Genomic DNA, 15,785 nt, shown 5'->3' with positions numbered 1-15,785 from the left:
GCATTTTCACAGGAAGGAATAACCCACGAAAGCGACGGCGTCGATAAGAAAATGCGCTATGACCAAAGGCCATACCCGCCCCGTGCGGTGGTAGTAATAGCCGTAAATTAAACCCATGATGATATTGCCAAAGCCAGCGGAAACGCCCTGGTAGAGGTGGTAAGAACCGCGGAGAATGGAGCTTGCGGCCAGCGCTGCTGGCAGCGACCAGCGGGCCTGGCGCAAGCGCGTCATAAGCCACATCACCACCACGGTTTCCTCCGCGAAGGCGTTGGCAGCGGCCTTGAGGAGGGAAACGGGAATTTCCACCCAAGCATTGGCGAAGTCGCCGGGGATGACCTCCTTGCTCCACCCCAAGTGCACCGCCGCGACATACAGGGCGAGCCCCGGGATGCCAATGAGGGCGGCAAGCCCTGCGCCTTCTAGCCAGTCGCGGGCGCGGTGGGCACGGGGCACTATGCGGTCCTTGGCCAGCAGGAAAAGCGCTAAGGCTCCATAGGAAAAGAGCACGGCGGCCGAGCACAGCTGCAGTCCCATATCCACCCAGACAAGGGAGGATTGGCTGGAATTGAGCGTGACCGATTGCTCGTCGAGCCGCTGCGGTGCGGCCAGGGAATTGATGAGGTTCAACACCGCCCGCACCCCGGAAATGCCGAAAGTGAGGGTGAGGACGATGAGCAGCTCGGCGCGTAAGGACTTGGTCATGGGTGGAGGATGTGGGCGAGGCCGAGCAGGGCGGCGTCGGAAAGCGTAATGCCTCCCAGGTGCACGCCCACCGGCGGGTGATTGGGAACGGCCCATGGCACGGAAATGGCTGGCAGGCGGGCCATGTTGAAGAGGGAACCCCACGGAGACCACCGGGTCTGGGCCGCGAAATTCTCCGCATGGGGCAGGGACAGGAAAGAACCAATACGCGGCGGGTCCGTGGTCAGCATTGGGGTGAGGATGGCATCGACTCCCCACTCTTGGGCCAGCAAGCCAGGTAGCTGCCGGACATGCGCCCGCGCCGCGGCCAGCTCAGAGGCGCTCACGCGCCGGCCCTGCTTAGCAATCCACTCCGCATAGCCCGCCGCCGGGTTAAGCCCCGCCAGGCGGGAGGTAAAGGTCGTGCGGAAATGCGCAAAGGTAGCTCGGGCCTGCGGATACGGGGAAATGGGCACCACGGTGAAGCCGGCTGCCTGTAGGCGTTGGGCGGCCTCGCGGGCGGCGCGCAGGTGGTGGGCATCGACGTTGGCATCGCAAAACAGCGGCTCTACGAGCAGGCCGATGCGGGCGCGCGGGGTGATCATGCGGTGGCCATGCAGAAAGGCATTATCGGCCACGGTCCGGGTGATAAAGCCCTGCACGCCCAGTTCATCACCTGCCGGTTTAAAGCCCACCACGCCGCAGGCCGCGGCCGGCACTCGGATGGAACCGCCGCCATCGCTGGCGTGCGCCGCGCGCAGCAACCCCCGCGCGACCTGTACCGCCGCTCCGCCCGAGGAACCACCCGGAGTGCAGCCGGGATAGAGGGGGTTATCGGGATGGGGCAGGCCCACCGGCTCCGTATCCACGCGCAGACCCAACTCCGGGGTGGAGGACTTCCCGATGATGCGCGCCCCCTGCTTCTCCAAGGCCTCGATAAAGGCATCGCTGCGCTCGGGGTAGTAAGTGCGATCGACATTTCCCAAGGTAGTGGGCATGCCGCGGACATCGCAGAGATCCTTAGCGGAGAGGACCCAGCCGCTCAGCCGGCCTCGACCGGAGGGCTCGCGGTCTACATCCAGGTAGGTGAAACCGTGCTCCTCGGGGACAAGGCCGTGCAGATCCGCGCGGAGTTGTTCTACGGAAAAGTCCATGGGGCACCAGTCTAGTGGGCTAAGGTGACGTGCATGACTACCACCATCGCCTTCCTCGGTCCGGCCGGCACCTTTACGGAAGCGGCTGTGCATAAGTTTGCCGCGCACCTGCCGCAGGTAGAGACCATGCCGGTTGGCTCGCCTTCGGAGGCCGTGGCCGCCGTGCGCGCCGGGCACGCCGAGTACGCCTGCGTAGCCATTGAAAATTCCGTCGATGGCGCTGTCACCACTACCTTTGATGCGCTCGTTGAAGCCGAACCGGTGCAGATTTACCGCGAGGTGGATGTCCCCGTGGCTTTTAGCATCATGACCCGGCAGGGCGCGGGTGACATTGCGCGGCTGAGCACCCACCCGGTGGCATTCCAGCAAATCCGCGGTTGGGTAAAAGACAATTTGCCGGAGGTAGAGTTCGTGCCGGCCAGTTCCAATGCCGCCGCGGCTGAGGCTGTAGCCCGTGGGGAAGCGGATGCGGCCGCAGCTCCGGCGCGGGCCGCCGAGATCTTTGGGTTGGAGACCATCGCCCAGGGCGTGGCAGATGTCGAGGGTGCCGCAACGCGCTTTGTCCTGGTGGGGCGTCCGGGAAAACCCACTGCAAGGACTGGCCAGGACCGCACCAGCGTCATCTTCACCCTGCCAAATGAGCCAGGCAGCCTGGTGGGGGCGTTGCAGGACTTTGCGCACCGCGGGGTGGACCTGTCCCGGATTGAGTCGCGGCCGACGCGGGAGTCCTTTGGTACGTACCGGTTTTATGTGGACCTCATTGGGCACATTGACGATCAGCCGGTGGCGGAGGCACTGCGGGCCTTGTGGTTGCGGGCAGAGGACTTGCTTTTCCTTGGCTCCTGGCCGGCGGCAACCCCGGCGGGCAAGCCACCGCGCGATCTGGCGGCGGCGGATGATTGGGTAGCGCGGGCACGCAGGGGCCAATAATCTAGAAGCATGCCCGGAAGAATTATCCTGCTGCGCCACGGCCAGACCTATTCCAATATTTCCCGCTTCCTCGATACCCGTCCGCCCGGAGCGGAGCTTACCGAGCGCGGGCGTGACCAAGCCACGGAGGTAGGCCAGGAACTTGCGCAGTTGGTGGGCGAGCGCGAGGTGGAATTTAAATGCTCCATTGCCCTGCGCGCTCAGCAGACCGCGATGCTGGCGGCACGCGCCTTTGAGCAGGAGCGCGGAATGCCGGAATTTTCCCAGCGCGTTGACGTAATCGCCGGCGTGCACGAAATTTTCGCCGGTGACTGGGAGATGGACGGCAGCGAGGATGCCCATAGGTCGCACATGGTGGCCATGCGTGGCTGGTGCGATGGCGAGCGCGGCGCCGGGATGGAAGGCGGCGAGACCTTGGATGATGTGCTGGCGCGCTACCAGCCGGTGCTGGAAGGCATTGCGGAGCAGCTTGCCGACGACCACGATGTCATCCTTGTCAGCCACGGCGCCGCCATCCGCGTGGTCACCAAACATGCCACGGGTGTTGACTCCGACTTTGCCTATACCGGCTACCTGGCCAATTGTCGCTTTATGGTGATAGAACCGCGCGGCAAGGATTTTGGTGAGTGGACGTTGACCCGGTGGGCGGATACGGAGCTCTAGCCCCAGCCCAAGCGGTGCAGCTCCTCTTCCTCGAGGCCAAAGTAATGGCCGAGTTCGTGGAATACGGTGACCTTCACCTGCTCTGCTAATTCCTCTTCGCTGCCGGACCAGCGTTGCAGCGTGTTGCGGTAAATGAAGATCGCATCGGGCAGGAAACCGGTGTGATCGAAGGTGCGGCGGGGCAGTGCTACGCCCTCGTAGAGCCCTAGCAGCATAGGGTTATCGGGATTTTCATCTTCGACCAAAATGACGAGGTTGCGCATGCGGCGCACGAATTCCTCGGGGACTTGATCCAGCGCCTCGTTGACCATCTCATCGAAGCGCTCTTCTGATACCTCGACCATTAGGGCGCTGGGGCCGGGGCGGGGGCGGCAGACTCGGGTGCCGGGCTCTTGTCCTTGTCCTCACGCAGTGGATTGCGCTCAGGGCGTTCCTCCGGCGGTTGGCCGTCGATAGTCAGCGCCTGGCGTCCACCGGTAGCGGAACCGGTGATGGCAGAGAAACCGCCGCCTTTGCGGGCATGCACAAGGGAGCAATTGACGGACTTGGTGCCGCCGTTCCACGAGGCCTCGGTGATAGAGCCCCAGAATGGTTGCAGCGTGGACTGGTAGAGCTGCTCCTCGCCGCCAAGGTAGTCCTCGGTGGCGGCGGTACACGTATCGGATAAGAACTTGTCCATATCCTTGCCATCCGGGTAGCCGTCGGGGAACTGCTTGCCCACATCAATGACGGAAACGGTCTCCATTTGGTGGGGCTTAGCGCAGTCAACGACGTGCGGAACCTGCTTGTCATCGATGGCTAAGCACTCGCCCGGCTTGGCGAGGTTTGCCTGCTCGGAGGCCTCGACGTTGCCGACGGTAAGCTGCGGTACGCCGTGATCATCGGTGGTTTGCAGGCCGCACAGCAAGGTGCGGTCGCCGCGATCCCAGGCGGACTGCGGCGGCAGAATGGACGCCACATCGTACTTACCATTCGGATCCCACTTACCGTGCAGGTAGCCCACAGTGGCGGATTCGCACAGCTCATCGCGCAATTGGTGTTGGCGGGTTAGCGCTGGGCGGGTGGCATCAGGGCCGAATTCGCTAGTGGGGTAGATGCTTAGGTCTTCGGTCTTGGAAACCTCGAAGCGGTGCTGTTCCGAGCACGGCACTTCCTTGAACCCAGTGGCGGAGCCATCCTGGGCGATGTCCCACGTCAAGCAAGCGCCGGCGGCCGCAGCGGTGAAAGGCTCCGGTTTAGGAGCGGCGGTTTCTGAAGTATCCCCGCTATTGTGCTGCTGGGCGGCGGTAGTATCGTCGCCACCAGATTTGTGGGAGCTGATAACGCCATAGATGCCCATGAAAACGGCCGCCGCGATTGCCGCAATCAAGACAATCTGGACGGCCACAGCGGAACGCCACGCAGGTGATTTCTTCATAAGGCCCTTAATCTTACCTGTTAAGCAGGGTGCTGGCTAGATACTGTTCTCCCTAGCCACCCGGGTAGTCAGGCGGTAGCGGTCGGTGCGGTAGACGGAGGAACACCACTCCACCGGCCTATCGCCCGAGCGGGAGTAGCGCACGATGTGCAGCAGTGGGGTGCCCACGGGGACGTCGAGAAGCGGAGCAGTGTCCGCATTGGCTGAAATCGCCGAGACCGTTTGATCCGCATCGGTGATGGGTACGTCAAAGACGGAGTCGAGAATGGCGTAGACCGAATTGTAGGTGTCATTTTCTAGCAGGCTGGGCGCATACGTGGAGTTATACCAGCCGTCATCAATGGAGTAGGGCTCGCCATCGCCTAAGCGCAGGCGGCGCAGGTGAATATGTTCGGTCTGGGCGGGCGTATCAAAAAAGAGGGCGGCATCCTCCGGGGCGCTGCTGCGGCCGCTGGTAAGGATTTTGGAGGAGGCGGTGACGTCTTGTGCGCCCATCTCATCCGAGAATGAGGCTAGGTGGAGCCGGGAGACAAGGGGATTGGGCGCTACGAAGGTGCCCTTTCCGCGGACGCGCCGCAATTTTCCGGCCGCGACAAGATCTCCGATGGCGCGGCGTACCGTGATCCGTGACACGCCATAGGTTTCTTCAAGAAGCCTCTCGCCAGGCAGGATATCGCCGGGTTTGAGGGTCGTGCGGCACAATTCTTCGAGGATATCGTGCAATTGGGTGTGTTTTGGAACGGAACCGTCCGTAATTGTGCGGGCGGGGAGCTGAACGGCGGACATAAAGCCATCATAATTCGCTGGTTATTACCACCGCAAGATGTTGTCAATACGCTAAACTTACATTCGTGATTGATCTCAAGCTACTCCGCGAAAACCCCGACGTTGTCCGTGCTTCCCAGGTGAACCGAGGTGAGGATCCCTCCCTCGTAGACCAGCTCTTGGAAGCTGATGAGCAGCGCCGCGCTGCTATCCAAAAGGCCGACGAACTGCGCTCTGAACAGAAGGCTTTTGGCAAGAAGATTGGCCAAGCCTCCCCAGAGGAGCGTCCGGCACTGCTGGAGGGCTCCAATGAGCTGAAGGCCAAGGTCAAGGAGGCGGAAGAGGCACAGTCTGCCGCTGAGGCCAAGGTGGAAGAGCTGCAGTACAAGCTCGATAATGTGGTCGAAGGTGCCCCGGCCGGCGGCGAAGATGACTTCGTAGTGGTAGAAGAAGTAGGCCAGATTCCTGAGTTCGACTTCGAGCCAAAGGACCACCTTGAGTTGGGCGAGTCCCTCGGCCTCATTGACGTCAAGCGCGGCGCTAAGGTAGGCGGCGCTCGTTTTTACTACCTCACCGGCGATGGTGCCTTCCTGCAGCTGGGAATGCTGATGCTCGCGGCGCAGAAGGCACGCGAAGCTGGCTTCAAGCTGATGATCCCGCCAGTCCTGGTTCGCCCAGACATTATGTCCGGCACCGGTTTCTTGGGCCAGCACTCCGATGAGGTTTATTACCTGCCGGCCGATGATATGTACCTCGTCGGTACCTCTGAGGTGGCCCTTGCCGGTTACCACAAGGATGAGATCATCGACCTCTCCAATGGCCCGCTGCAGTACGCTGGCTGGTCCTCCTGCTTCCGCCGTGAGGCTGGCTCCCACGGTAAGGACACTCGCGGCATCCTGCGCGTCCACCAATTCGACAAGCTGGAGATGTTTGTCTACTGCAAGCCGGAGGACGCGGAAGAAATGCACCAGCGCCTTCTGTCCATGGAAAAGGACATGCTTGCAGCCATGGAACTGCCCTACCGTACCATCGATATTGCCGGTGGCGACCTCGGTTCTTCGGCGGCCCGCAAGTTCGACAATGAGGCTTGGGTTCCTACCCAAGGCACCTACCGTGAGCTAACCTCCACTTCGAACTGCACCACCTTCCAGGCGCGCCGCCTGTCCACTCGCTACCGCGACGAGAACGGCAAGACCCAGACCGCAGCTACCCTGAACGGCACGCTGGCGACTACCCGCTGGCTCGTAGCCATTCTGGAAAACCACCAGCAGGCCGACGGCTCCGTCGTTGTCCCTGAGGCCCTGCGCCCCTTCGTGGGCAAGGATGTCCTGACCCCGCAGTAAGTCCGCCGTCGTCCTGGAGAGTTATGAACGCTGCGACGAATTTCCTGTACCGCCAGATCACCCACATTGGCAGGGGGGTGACTCTGGCACAGGGATTAAAAATGCGCCTTTCGGGGGAAGAAAATATCCCCGATCAGGGCGGCGCGGTGTTGGTCTGCAACCACACCGGCTACATGGATTTCCTTTTCGGCGCCTTTTTGGCCTATCGCAAGAAGCGTCTGGTGCGCTTCCTGGCTAAGGCTGGAATCTTTAAAGCACCGGTGGCGGGTCCGTTGTTAAAGGCCATGCACCACGTGCCCGTTGACCGTATCGATGGCAGCGCCTCCTTCCTCCAGGCGGTACAGCTGGCCAAGGACGGCGAGCTCGTGGGCGTGTTTTCTGAAGGCACAATTTCCCGCAGCTTTGAAATCCGCAGCATGAAAAGTGGCGCCTCCCGCATTGCCTATGAGGCGGGGGTGCCAGTAATCCCACAGGTCATTTTTGGTTCGCAGCGCCTGTGGACCAAGGGGCACAAAAAGAACCTGGGACGGACCAAGACCCCTGTCTTTATTACCGCCCTCGAACCGTACTATCCCACCGGCGATGCGGAGGCTGATACCGCGGAGATTCGACGCCGCATGCAAGAGGCGTTGGAAGGGCTATGGGAGCAGTACGAAGCCGAATTTGGACCCATGCCTGCCGGTGAATACTGGGTGCCCGCCCGTAAAGGTGGAGGGGCCCCTACCCTTGAAGAGGCAGAAGCCCGCGATGCTGAAGTGGAAACCGAACGCCACCGCGTACGCCGACTGCGCGACGATCTAGTGGGCCTCAAAGAACGCGTCTCCGTTACTACGGTTGACTTGGTGCGCAACCACATGGCCGCCGCCAAGGGAAAAGACGGGGAGGAGCCAAAGAATAAGGCGCGTACCGCTCCGGAGACCCTGGAGTGGATCAAGAACAACCTCAACGCCGTGGTAGAAGAGGCAACCCGCGGCTTGGATGAAGGTCGCGATAAGGTCGCGGATGTCATGGCGCAGCTGAAGTCGGAGGTCGCGCAAACCCAAGCGTCCATCGCGGCCAGCAGCAAGGAGATATGGGCCGGTTCCGTAGCAGAGCAAGGCCTTTTGGCGGCAGCTACCCAATCCCGGCTTATCGTCTCGCGCTTGCCGCACCGCGTGAAGGCGCAATTCTCTTCCATACCCCGCGTGGTGGTGGCGCAGAGCAGCGCGCTGAATTGGGAAGATGGCGCGCTGACTCCGCGATTGCACAAGGCTTTGGCAGATATCTACCCGGCAGCCGAAGTCCTGATTGTGATATCACCCGCCGGTGAGGTGGAAGTTCCGCAAGCCGTGTGGAGCGTTGTCCTTGATGAGGGTGCTGTGCAGCCGCGTCTCGATACCGCTGCACTGTCCGTCACTGCCGCGACCGCGGTACAAGGCGTGGAGTGCATCCTCGAGGATCTGCAAGCTAAGCCGGAAGAAGTTTTGGTCTTTGCTAACGAGCAAGGGGATGAGGATTTCCTCGACTGGATGTCGGTAGTGGCTTTGGAAACTGCCCCTATTGAGGTGGTTAAGGGTGCCCAGGCGGTCACTTATTCTGCCGAGAAAGCCGGAATGTCCGAAGTGCTTGAAGCAATGGCGCGGTTAGCGCAGAAATAGCGCGGGCTTTCCGTCCGCTTTACACCCCCGCGAGGGGGTGTTTTTTCTTTTTGAATGTCTAAGTATTTTAGGAAAACTGACTGCTTACGGGCCTGAAACTTACGTGTGAGTAACCACATGTGTAACTCACGTCCGTGACCCCTAACATAGATTTCAGGAGATAAAGTCTCTGCAGTCGCGGTGCGAATCTTTCCACCGAAACCACAATTTAACTGCTTTTAGCTGTGCTTTTGCCATCTCATTCATGGATTTATGGCGCAGGCACATGCTAGCACCAAGGAAGGAGATGCGGTCAGCAATGACCCAGCAAAGCAACCAATCCTTTAACCCCGAATACTTTGAAAATCTATGGAATGGGTACGCGGATAAGGAATACGACGTAGTCATCATCGGTGGCGGTTCCGTAGGCGCCGGTGCGGCAGCGGACGCCGCTACCCGTGGCCTCAAGACCGCCGTCATTGAGGCGCGCGACTTCGCCGCAGGTACCTCTTCCCGTTCTTCCAAGATGTTCCACGGTGGCCTGCGCTACCTGGCCATGTTTGACTTCCGCCTGGTGGCAGAGTCCCTCAAGGAGCGCGAGCTGAACATGTCCACCCTGGCACCCCACCTGGTGAAGCCGCTGAAGTTTATCTTCCCGCTGACCCACCACGTATGGGAGCGCGTGATGATGTTCGGTGGCTTTACTCTTTATGACCTCATGGGTGGCTCGAAGAGCGTGCCAATGCAGAAGCACCTTACCCGCAAGGGCGTGCTGAAGGTGACCCCGGGTCTGAAGGACGATGCCATTGTGGGCGGCGTGCGCTACTACGACACTTTGGTTGATGACGCCCGCCACACCATGACCGTGCTGCGTACCGCCGCAGAGTACGGTGCCGATGTACGTACCAATACCGAGGTCATTGGCTTTGACAAGGACCGCGGCGGCCGCATCGTAGGCGCCAAGGTACGCGATACCGCCACCGGCCGCGAGACCACCGTGCGCGGCAAGGTCTTTATCAACGCCACCGGTGTGTGGAATGACAAGATTCAAGAGATGGCCGGCGTGGATGGCAAGTTCACCGTTCACGCCTCCAAGGGCGTGCACATCGTCGTGCCCAAGGATGCGCTCGATGCAGAGGCAGCCCTGTGCTTCGTTACCGAAAAGTCCGTTCTCTTCGTTATCCCGTGGGGCGAGTACTGGATTATCGGTACCACCGATACCGATTGGGAAAAGGGCCTCTCCTTGCCAGATCCGGCACCAACCAAGTCCGATATCGACTACATCTTGGATCAGGTTAACCAGCGCGTGCGCCGCAAGATCACCCGCGATGACATCGTGGGCGTCTACTCCGGTCTGCGCCCGCTGTTGTCCGGCAAGTCCGATTCCACCACCAACCTTTCCCGTAACCACGCGGTTGCACGCGTGGCCCCAGGCATGGTTTCTGTTGCCGGCGGTAAGTACACCACGTACCGCGTCATCGGTAAGGATGCCGTGGACCTGGCAGTGGAGGAGCTGGATACCAAGGTCCCGGAGTCTATCACCGAGCAAACCCCGATCCTGGGCGCCGCCGGCTACCACGCCTTGGCCAACCAGGTCCCATCCTTGGCTCGTCGCTACAACCTGAGCGAGAAGTTCATTGAGCACCTGCTCGGCCGCTATGGCTCCCTGCTGGGTGAGGTTTTGGCACCGGCAGCTGAGGACGCCTCCTTGCTCGAGCCAGTTCCTGGTGCCGAGTCCTACCTGTGGGCCGAGGTCCGCTACGCCGTCACCCACGAGGGTGCATTGCACTTGGAAGACATCCTGTCCCGCCGCCTGCGCATCGCCATCGAGTTCGGCGACCGCGGTGTGAACGCCGCCCCGGCCATTGCTGATTTTGTGGCACCGCTGCTGGGCTGGAGCGACGCCGACAAGGAGCGCGAGGTATCCCAATTCAAGGCCCATACGCAGGCCGAACTTGAAGCAGAAGCTGCGGTAACTGACCGCGAAGCCAATGACATTTTGGTGCGCGCAGGATCCGCCCGACCCACCCAAAACGAGGTATAAGTTATGACCGGATTTGATGCATTCCTGTGGGAGTTTATCGGCACTGCGTTGCTTCTCCTTCTAGGCAACGGCGTATGTGCGCTGGTAAACCTGCGCACCTCTGGCGCACGCGGCTCCGATTGGATAGTTATTGCCCTGGGCTGGGGTATGGCGGTTTTCGTCGGCGCGAGCGTGGCCGATCCCACGGGCGGGCACCTTAACCCCGCCGTCACCGTAATGTTGGCCGTCAATGGCTCGCTCGAGTGGTCCCTGGTTCCGTACTACTTCCTGGGCCAGATCCTCGGCGCTATCCTCGGCGCCATCCTGGCGTGGGCTGCCTTCAAGCAGCTTTTCGACGCCAATAATTACGACGACGCCGGAAATGTCACCGGCGCCAATAAGGACACGAACGGTATCTTTTTTACCAAGCCGGCACATCCTAAGAACGGCTGGAATGCGGTAACGGAGTTCATCGCCACCTGCGTGCTGTTGATGTTCATCGCCTTCGGCCCCACCGGCGGCGAGCTTGGCCCAATGAGCTACTTTGCTGTTGCTTTCGTTGTGGTGGCGGTTGGCCTTTCCCTTGGTACCCCTACGGGTTATGCCATCAATCCGGTCCGTGACCTGGGCCCGCGAATTGCTTATGCATTCATCTTGCCCATCCAGGACAAAGGCAGCGCGAACTGGGGCTATGCTTGGGTCCCCATCGTGGCCCCATTGGTCGCGGCCGTGGCCGTTGGCCTGCTGTCCGTTGCGCTCTAATTCCATCTTCGCATAGGAGACTAGACACATGACTAACAAGAAATACGTCGCCGCTATCGACCAGGGAACCACGTCGACGCGCTGCATCATCTTTGACCACAACGGCGAGCAGGTTGCCGTTGGCCAGCTCGAGCACGAGCAGATCTTCCCGGAAAAAGGCTGGGTAGAACACGATCCGGAAGAAATCTGGAGCAATACCCGTCGCGCCGTCGGTGAGGCTCTTGCCAATGGCGACATCACCGTGGAAGACATTGACTCGGTAGGTATCACCAACCAGCGTGAGACCACCGTGGTGTGGGATAAGCACACCGGTAAGCCGGTCTACAACGCCATTGTCTGGCAAGATACCCGTACCACCGCCATCTGTAAGGAACTCTCGGGTGAGGAAGGACCAGAAAAGTGGCGCCGCCGCACCGGTCTGATCATCAACTCCTACCCGGCGGGACCGAAGGTGAAGTGGATCCTCGATAACGTCGAAGGTGCCCGCGAGCGTGCTGAGGCAGGCGACTTGCTCTTCGGCACCATTGATAGCTGGCTGCTGTGGAACCTCACCGGCGGCGCCGAGGGCGATGCCGGCCGCGAAGCGCTGCACGCCACCGACGTCACCAACGCTTCCCGCACCTTGCTGATGGACATCGAAAAGCTGGAGTGGGATGAGGAATTGTGTAAGGAAATGGGCATCCCGATGTCCATGCTGCCGGAGATTCGCCCGTCCCTGGGCGATTTCCGTACCGTGCGTGAGCGCGGTTCGCTTTCCGGTGTGCCTATCCGCGCCATCCTGGGTGACCAGCAGTCTGCGATGTTTGGCCAAGGCTGCTTCCGCGCTGGCTCTGCGAAGAATACCTACGGAACCGGCCTGTTCCTCCTGCTGAACACGGGCACTACCCCAAAGTTCTCTGAGAACGGCCTGCTGACCACCGTCTGCTTCCAGCGCGAGGGCGAGCGCCCCGTGTATGCCCTCGAGGGTTCTGTATCCATGGGCGGTTCCCTGGTGCAGTGGCTGCGCGATAACCTGCAGATCATCCCCAACGCTGCGTCCATCGAAAACCTCGCGCGCGAAGTTAAGGACAACGGCGGCGTTTATATCGTGCCGGCCTTCTCCGGACTCTTCGCTCCGTACTGGCGCCCGGATGCTCGCGGCGTCATCGTGGGCCTGACCCGCTTTGCTAACCGCAAGCACTTGGCTCGCGCCGTGCTCGAATCCACCGCGTACCAGACGCGCGATGTTGCCGACGCTATGGTGGCGGACTCCGGCGTGGAGATTACCGAGCTGCGCGTGGATGGTGGCATGACCATGAATGAACTGCTGATGCAGTTCCAGTCCGATATCCTCGGCGTGGAAGTACACCGCCCGAAGAATATCGAGACCACCGCCACCGGCGCGGCCTTCGCGGCAGGCTTGGACAATGGCTTCTGGGATGACCTGAGCGTTTTGGGTAACCAGGAAGGAGACATGAAGGTGTTTAAGCCGAAGCGCGAGAAGGAAGAGGTAGAGGCCCTCTACCGTGACTGGAAGCGCGCTATTAAACGTTCCTTGGACTGGGAGGATAATGAGGACGAGGACCTGAACATCTAAGTCCTGACGTAAACTCGCGGGTATGGAGAATTTCCCTTCCCGCGCTCCTCGCCTCATCGCGAGCGATATTGACGGCACCCTGCTGGACCGCAACCACCGTGTCCCGCGTCGCAACCGTGACGCAGTGGCGCGGGCGGTCCAACAGGGTGCCTATTTTGCGCTTTCTACCGGCCGTCCGTTCCGCTGGATTGCCCCGGTGCTGGAGCAGCTGCCCGCGCGGCCGGTATGCGTGACCTCGAACGGCGCTGTGTTGTATGACTCCGCGGAGGATCGGGTGATGTCCGCCCATGAGCTTTCGCCCGCCGCGTTGGCGGAAGTGGTGGACGTGGCCCAGACCGTACTGGGCACCGTGGGCTTTGGCGCGGAGCGGGCTGGGGGCTCGCTTGCCGACGCCGTCGAGGACCTCTTCGTAGTCGAGCGGCACTACTCCGAAAACGCCCTGTTTGAGGGCTTTGGCGTGGTCAGCATGGGCGAACTTGTAGGGCAGCCGGCGGTAAAATTCCTCATCCGCAATACCGATTATTCCGCGCCGGAACTCTACGACCTTATTTCCCCGCACATTGATCCAGAATTGGCCCATGTGACCTACTCGATTAATGAGGGCATGTTGGAAGTTGCCGCACCGAAGGTCACCAAGCGCCGCGGGGTGGAATGGCTGGCGCAGCATACCGGCGTCGCCCAGCAGGAGACTATTGCCTTTGGGGATATGCCCAACGATATCGAGATGCTGACGTGGGCCGGCTGCGGAGTGGCCATGGAAAACGCCCACCCGGAGGTTAAGGCGGCCGCGGATGCGGTCACCGTGGCTAACCACCAGGCGGGCGTCGCTAAGGTGCTAGAGCGCTGGTTCTAGTCGGTGAAGATGTCTACCTTTTCCGTTTCGGTGTTGTAGACAATCTCGCCACCCTGGAACTTCACGCGGATTTCCTTGCCATTCTTTTCCTCGTTGGAGAGAGGCAGGCCGAGCTTGGAGGCATTATCGCCCTCGGACCACTTCTTGGCAATCTCACCCGTGAGCGCTTTGGTGCCGGACTCCTTGGAGGAGAGCACCACGCCATTTTGGAAGAGCTGGTAAAGGATCTTGCCGCCGTCGGTAGTATCCGGGCCGCCGACTGCTAGGCCTAGGACTGGGCCGAAAGCGTTGAGAACGGAGGTCCACGATTCCTTCAGGCCTTCGTTGCTGGAGACCTGGACAACCTTATTGACAATCTCCGGGATATCGCCGGTGGTCAAGTTGCCCGCCACCTTCTGATCGGTATCAGGCTTCTGCAGGCGGTCATTGGCGATGAGCACGCCGAAGACGGCGGCAGCGATGCCGGCCAGGGCGGAGATAGTGGAGACCGGTACCTCGACGTCGCCCAGCGAGGACGTGATTTCTTCGCCCGCCTGCTGCGGGGTCTTGGGGGCATTGGGCTTGGGAGACTTTTGCCAGTTCAGATCCGTACTGTTTTTACCGGACTTGATGGAATCCGCCTTGCGCTTGGTGTTCTTACGGATTTCATCCCAATGACGCGTGGTGTATTGGCCTGGGCAGGCCGTGTAGTGAAAATCATTATGGCCCGCGAACGCCGGCACGGTGGCCATGGTTCCCGCAGGGAACTTGGAGCCGTTGAATCCGCCGGAGTACAAGCTGGCCTTGCCCATTGGATCGATGCCAGAAATAGCGGCCTTCCAGCCAGCAATCTCGGCCACGGAGTTGAGCATCTCACGGGAAGGCTCAGCCTGCTCGTAGTTGCCAATCGTGGAAATGCCCCAGTTATTGGAGTTGAAGCCACCCACGTGGGCACCTTGTACGGCCTTGTCCAAGCCGCCGTAGCGGCCTTCATAGATGGTACCGAACTTATCTACCAGTACGTTGTAGCCGATATCGCACCAGCCCAGGGTCTGCGCATGGTAGTCGTAGGCACCGCGTACCTGTGCCGCCGCCTGCGCGCGGGTGTAGTTATTGCTACCCGCGGTGTGGTGCAGGGTCATGGCCTTGATGCCATCGTCGTAGGTTGGCTGCTGGCAGCGCTTAGATTCGTCTGCTCCCCAGCCGGCGCGGGTGACTACCTTGGGCATGCCCGCGGTTTCTGCGGTGGGCTCGATGGCTTCGCCTTCTTGGGCGTTGCCGTCGATAAACACGGCGTCGAGATCCGCAACCTGGGTGCGCTCATCGGCCACGGGGGAGATATCGCCGACGTTGTACGCAAGCGGCGCGGGGCGGTTGGCATCAGCGCCCTTGGCGGCCTTGTCCAGGAGGGAGTCTTCCTTCTTGTCGAGGTTGGAACCGGTCACGAGGTCAACGTTGGCCATAGAAACCTGCACATCGTTGGTATCGCCCACGAAGATGAGTTCGGTGCCGTTCTTGCCCTCGGTGTAATTCATTGCATCCATGGGCAGCCACTCGCTCCAGGAGCCGTCCTGCTGCTTGGAGCGCACAAAGGAGTTGACATCGCGCTTGCCTTCCCACGTGATGGCGAACATGTTGAAGGTATCGTCGCGGTGGAATTGCTTGACCGCGCGGCGGCCTTCGCCTTCGCCCTGCGCGGCTACGGCGGGGTCATCGACGACGATGGATTCGCCGTCACTGAAGCTAGAGGAGGAATTTTTGACCTCAATGGGACCGCCGTTGCCGGAGTCTTGGGTCTTGAGAACTTGCTGTCCGCCGAATGCGGCCGTCACGGCGAGCGCGATGGAAGTGACCGCCGCGATGACGGGGGTGGACCATTTTGACCTGGTGGGTACTAGTCGACGTCGTTGTTGCACTGTTATCTCCCTGGGGTTGTGCAGCTGTAAAAACCGTTGCCAAAAGTTAAGAGTTGATAGTGATGGTACGTTTGTGACTTCTGTGAAATCTGTTGCGACACGCC

The 15,785-nt window shown here is 60.7% G+C and carries 14 protein-coding genes; 8 read left to right on the top strand and 6 right to left on the bottom strand.

Going from position 1 to position 15,785, the window contains the following annotated elements:
• Nucleotides 1-6 precede the first annotated feature (6 nt).
• Both QKD99_RS03395 and QKD99_RS03390 read right to left on the bottom strand, forming a co-directional pair.
• Nucleotides 7-705 carry a CPBP family intramembrane glutamic endopeptidase gene (locus QKD99_RS03395; protein WP_347950712.1) on the bottom strand — a complete coding sequence of 233 codons (699 nt, stop codon included), beginning with the start codon at nt 703-705 and terminating at the stop codon, nt 7-9.
• Nucleotides 702-1,838, bottom strand: a complete 1,137-nt coding sequence (locus QKD99_RS03390) for an amidase (protein WP_347950711.1) — start codon at nt 1,836-1,838, stop codon at nt 702-704. Before QKD99_RS03390 ends, QKD99_RS03395 begins: the two co-directional genes overlap by 4 nt.
• A gap of 33 nt (nt 1,839-1,871) precedes the next feature.
• Between QKD99_RS03390 and pheA the strand changes: the two genes are divergently transcribed.
• Both pheA and QKD99_RS03380 read left to right on the top strand, forming a co-directional pair.
• Nucleotides 1,872-2,768, top strand: a complete 897-nt coding sequence (gene pheA / locus QKD99_RS03385; RefSeq protein WP_284766598.1) for a prephenate dehydratase — start codon at nt 1,872-1,874, stop codon at nt 2,766-2,768.
• A 9-nt stretch (nt 2,769-2,777) separates the two neighbouring features.
• On the top strand, nt 2,778-3,431 hold the full coding sequence (locus QKD99_RS03380) for a histidine phosphatase family protein (protein ID WP_347950710.1): 654 nt from the start codon (nt 2,778-2,780) through the stop codon (nt 3,429-3,431).
• Here QKD99_RS03380 and QKD99_RS03375 read toward each other — a convergent pair.
• From QKD99_RS03375 to QKD99_RS03365, 3 genes are read right to left on the bottom strand one after another with little or no spacing between them, the layout of a single operon-like run.
• Complete coding sequence (locus QKD99_RS03375; protein ID WP_005325385.1) at nt 3,428-3,775, bottom strand: metallopeptidase family protein; 348 nt, start codon at nt 3,773-3,775, stop codon at nt 3,428-3,430. The genes QKD99_RS03380 and QKD99_RS03375 overlap by 4 nt on opposite strands.
• Complete coding sequence (locus QKD99_RS03370) at nt 3,775-4,848, bottom strand: septum formation family protein (RefSeq protein WP_284766600.1); 1,074 nt, start codon at nt 4,846-4,848, stop codon at nt 3,775-3,777. The genes QKD99_RS03375 and QKD99_RS03370 overlap by 1 nt, the downstream gene beginning before the upstream one ends.
• 36 nt (nt 4,849-4,884) lie before the next feature.
• A complete protein-coding gene (locus QKD99_RS03365) occupies nt 4,885-5,634 on the bottom strand; it encodes a GntR family transcriptional regulator (RefSeq protein WP_284766601.1) in 750 nt (249 codons plus the stop codon).
• A 65-nt stretch (nt 5,635-5,699) separates the two neighbouring features.
• Here QKD99_RS03365 and serS point away from each other — a divergent pair, with 65 nt between their 5' ends.
• The 6 genes from serS (at nt 5,700) to QKD99_RS03335 (ending at nt 13,786) form a co-directional block, all read left to right on the top strand.
• Nucleotides 5,700-6,956: a serine--tRNA ligase gene (serS, locus tag QKD99_RS03360; RefSeq protein WP_049359893.1), complete on the top strand. Its 1,257-nt coding sequence runs from the start codon at nt 5,700-5,702 to the stop codon at nt 6,954-6,956.
• Nucleotides 6,957-7,057: 101 nt separating this feature from the next.
• Nucleotides 7,058-8,593: a lysophospholipid acyltransferase family protein gene (locus QKD99_RS03355; RefSeq protein ID WP_347950709.1), complete on the top strand. Its 1,536-nt coding sequence runs from the start codon at nt 7,058-7,060 to the stop codon at nt 8,591-8,593.
• Between the two features lie 298 nt (nt 8,594-8,891).
• Nucleotides 8,892-10,616: a glycerol-3-phosphate dehydrogenase/oxidase gene (locus QKD99_RS03350; RefSeq protein WP_347950708.1), complete on the top strand. Its 1,725-nt coding sequence runs from the start codon at nt 8,892-8,894 to the stop codon at nt 10,614-10,616.
• Between the two features lie 3 nt (nt 10,617-10,619).
• Nucleotides 10,620-11,357, top strand: a complete 738-nt coding sequence (locus tag QKD99_RS03345) for an MIP/aquaporin family protein (RefSeq protein ID WP_005325393.1) — start codon at nt 10,620-10,622, stop codon at nt 11,355-11,357.
• A 28-nt stretch (nt 11,358-11,385) separates the two neighbouring features.
• Complete coding sequence (glpK, locus tag QKD99_RS03340) at nt 11,386-12,933, top strand: glycerol kinase GlpK (protein ID WP_347950707.1); 1,548 nt, start codon at nt 11,386-11,388, stop codon at nt 12,931-12,933.
• A gap of 22 nt (nt 12,934-12,955) precedes the next feature.
• Nucleotides 12,956-13,786, top strand: a complete 831-nt coding sequence (locus QKD99_RS03335) for an HAD family hydrolase (protein WP_347950706.1) — start codon at nt 12,956-12,958, stop codon at nt 13,784-13,786.
• Here QKD99_RS03335 and QKD99_RS03330 read toward each other — a convergent pair.
• Nucleotides 13,783-15,681 carry an N-acetylmuramoyl-L-alanine amidase gene (locus QKD99_RS03330; protein ID WP_347950705.1) on the bottom strand — a complete coding sequence of 633 codons (1,899 nt, stop codon included), beginning with the start codon at nt 15,679-15,681 and terminating at the stop codon, nt 13,783-13,785. The genes QKD99_RS03335 and QKD99_RS03330 overlap by 4 nt on opposite strands.
• Nucleotides 15,682-15,785 lie beyond the last annotated feature (104 nt).

This window comes from Corynebacterium sp. c3Ub_189 (genome assembly GCF_039907195.1).
In the GTDB taxonomy this organism is placed as follows: Bacteria; Actinomycetota; Actinomycetes; order Mycobacteriales; family Mycobacteriaceae; genus Corynebacterium.
This window is presented reverse-complemented; position numbering and strand designations above follow the sequence as displayed.

Bases quoted from the DNA above. Each gene is read 5' to 3' on its own strand.
- QKD99_RS03395 (WP_347950712.1), bottom strand. From the start codon at position 705: ATGACCAAGTCCTTACGCGCCGAGCTGCTCATCGTCCTCACCCTCACT.
- QKD99_RS03390 (WP_347950711.1), bottom strand. From the start codon at position 1,838: ATGGACTTTTCCGTAGAACAACTCCGCGCGGATCTGCACGGCCTTGTC.
- pheA (WP_284766598.1), top strand. From the start codon at position 1,872: ATGACTACCACCATCGCCTTCCTCGGTCCGGCCGGCACCTTTACGGAA.
- QKD99_RS03380 (WP_347950710.1), top strand. From the start codon at position 2,778: ATGCCCGGAAGAATTATCCTGCTGCGCCACGGCCAGACCTATTCCAAT.
- QKD99_RS03375 (WP_005325385.1), bottom strand. From the start codon at position 3,775: ATGGTCGAGGTATCAGAAGAGCGCTTCGATGAGATGGTCAACGAGGCG.
- QKD99_RS03370 (WP_284766600.1), bottom strand. From the start codon at position 4,848: ATGAAGAAATCACCTGCGTGGCGTTCCGCTGTGGCCGTCCAGATTGTC.
- QKD99_RS03365 (WP_284766601.1), bottom strand. From the start codon at position 5,634: ATGTCCGCCGTTCAGCTCCCCGCCCGCACAATTACGGACGGTTCCGTT.
- QKD99_RS03355 (WP_347950709.1), top strand. From the start codon at position 7,058: ATGCGCCTTTCGGGGGAAGAAAATATCCCCGATCAGGGCGGCGCGGTG.
- QKD99_RS03350 (WP_347950708.1), top strand. From the start codon at position 8,892: ATGACCCAGCAAAGCAACCAATCCTTTAACCCCGAATACTTTGAAAAT.
- QKD99_RS03345 (WP_005325393.1), top strand. From the start codon at position 10,620: ATGACCGGATTTGATGCATTCCTGTGGGAGTTTATCGGCACTGCGTTG.
- glpK (WP_347950707.1), top strand. From the start codon at position 11,386: ATGACTAACAAGAAATACGTCGCCGCTATCGACCAGGGAACCACGTCG.
- QKD99_RS03335 (WP_347950706.1), top strand. From the start codon at position 12,956: ATGGAGAATTTCCCTTCCCGCGCTCCTCGCCTCATCGCGAGCGATATT.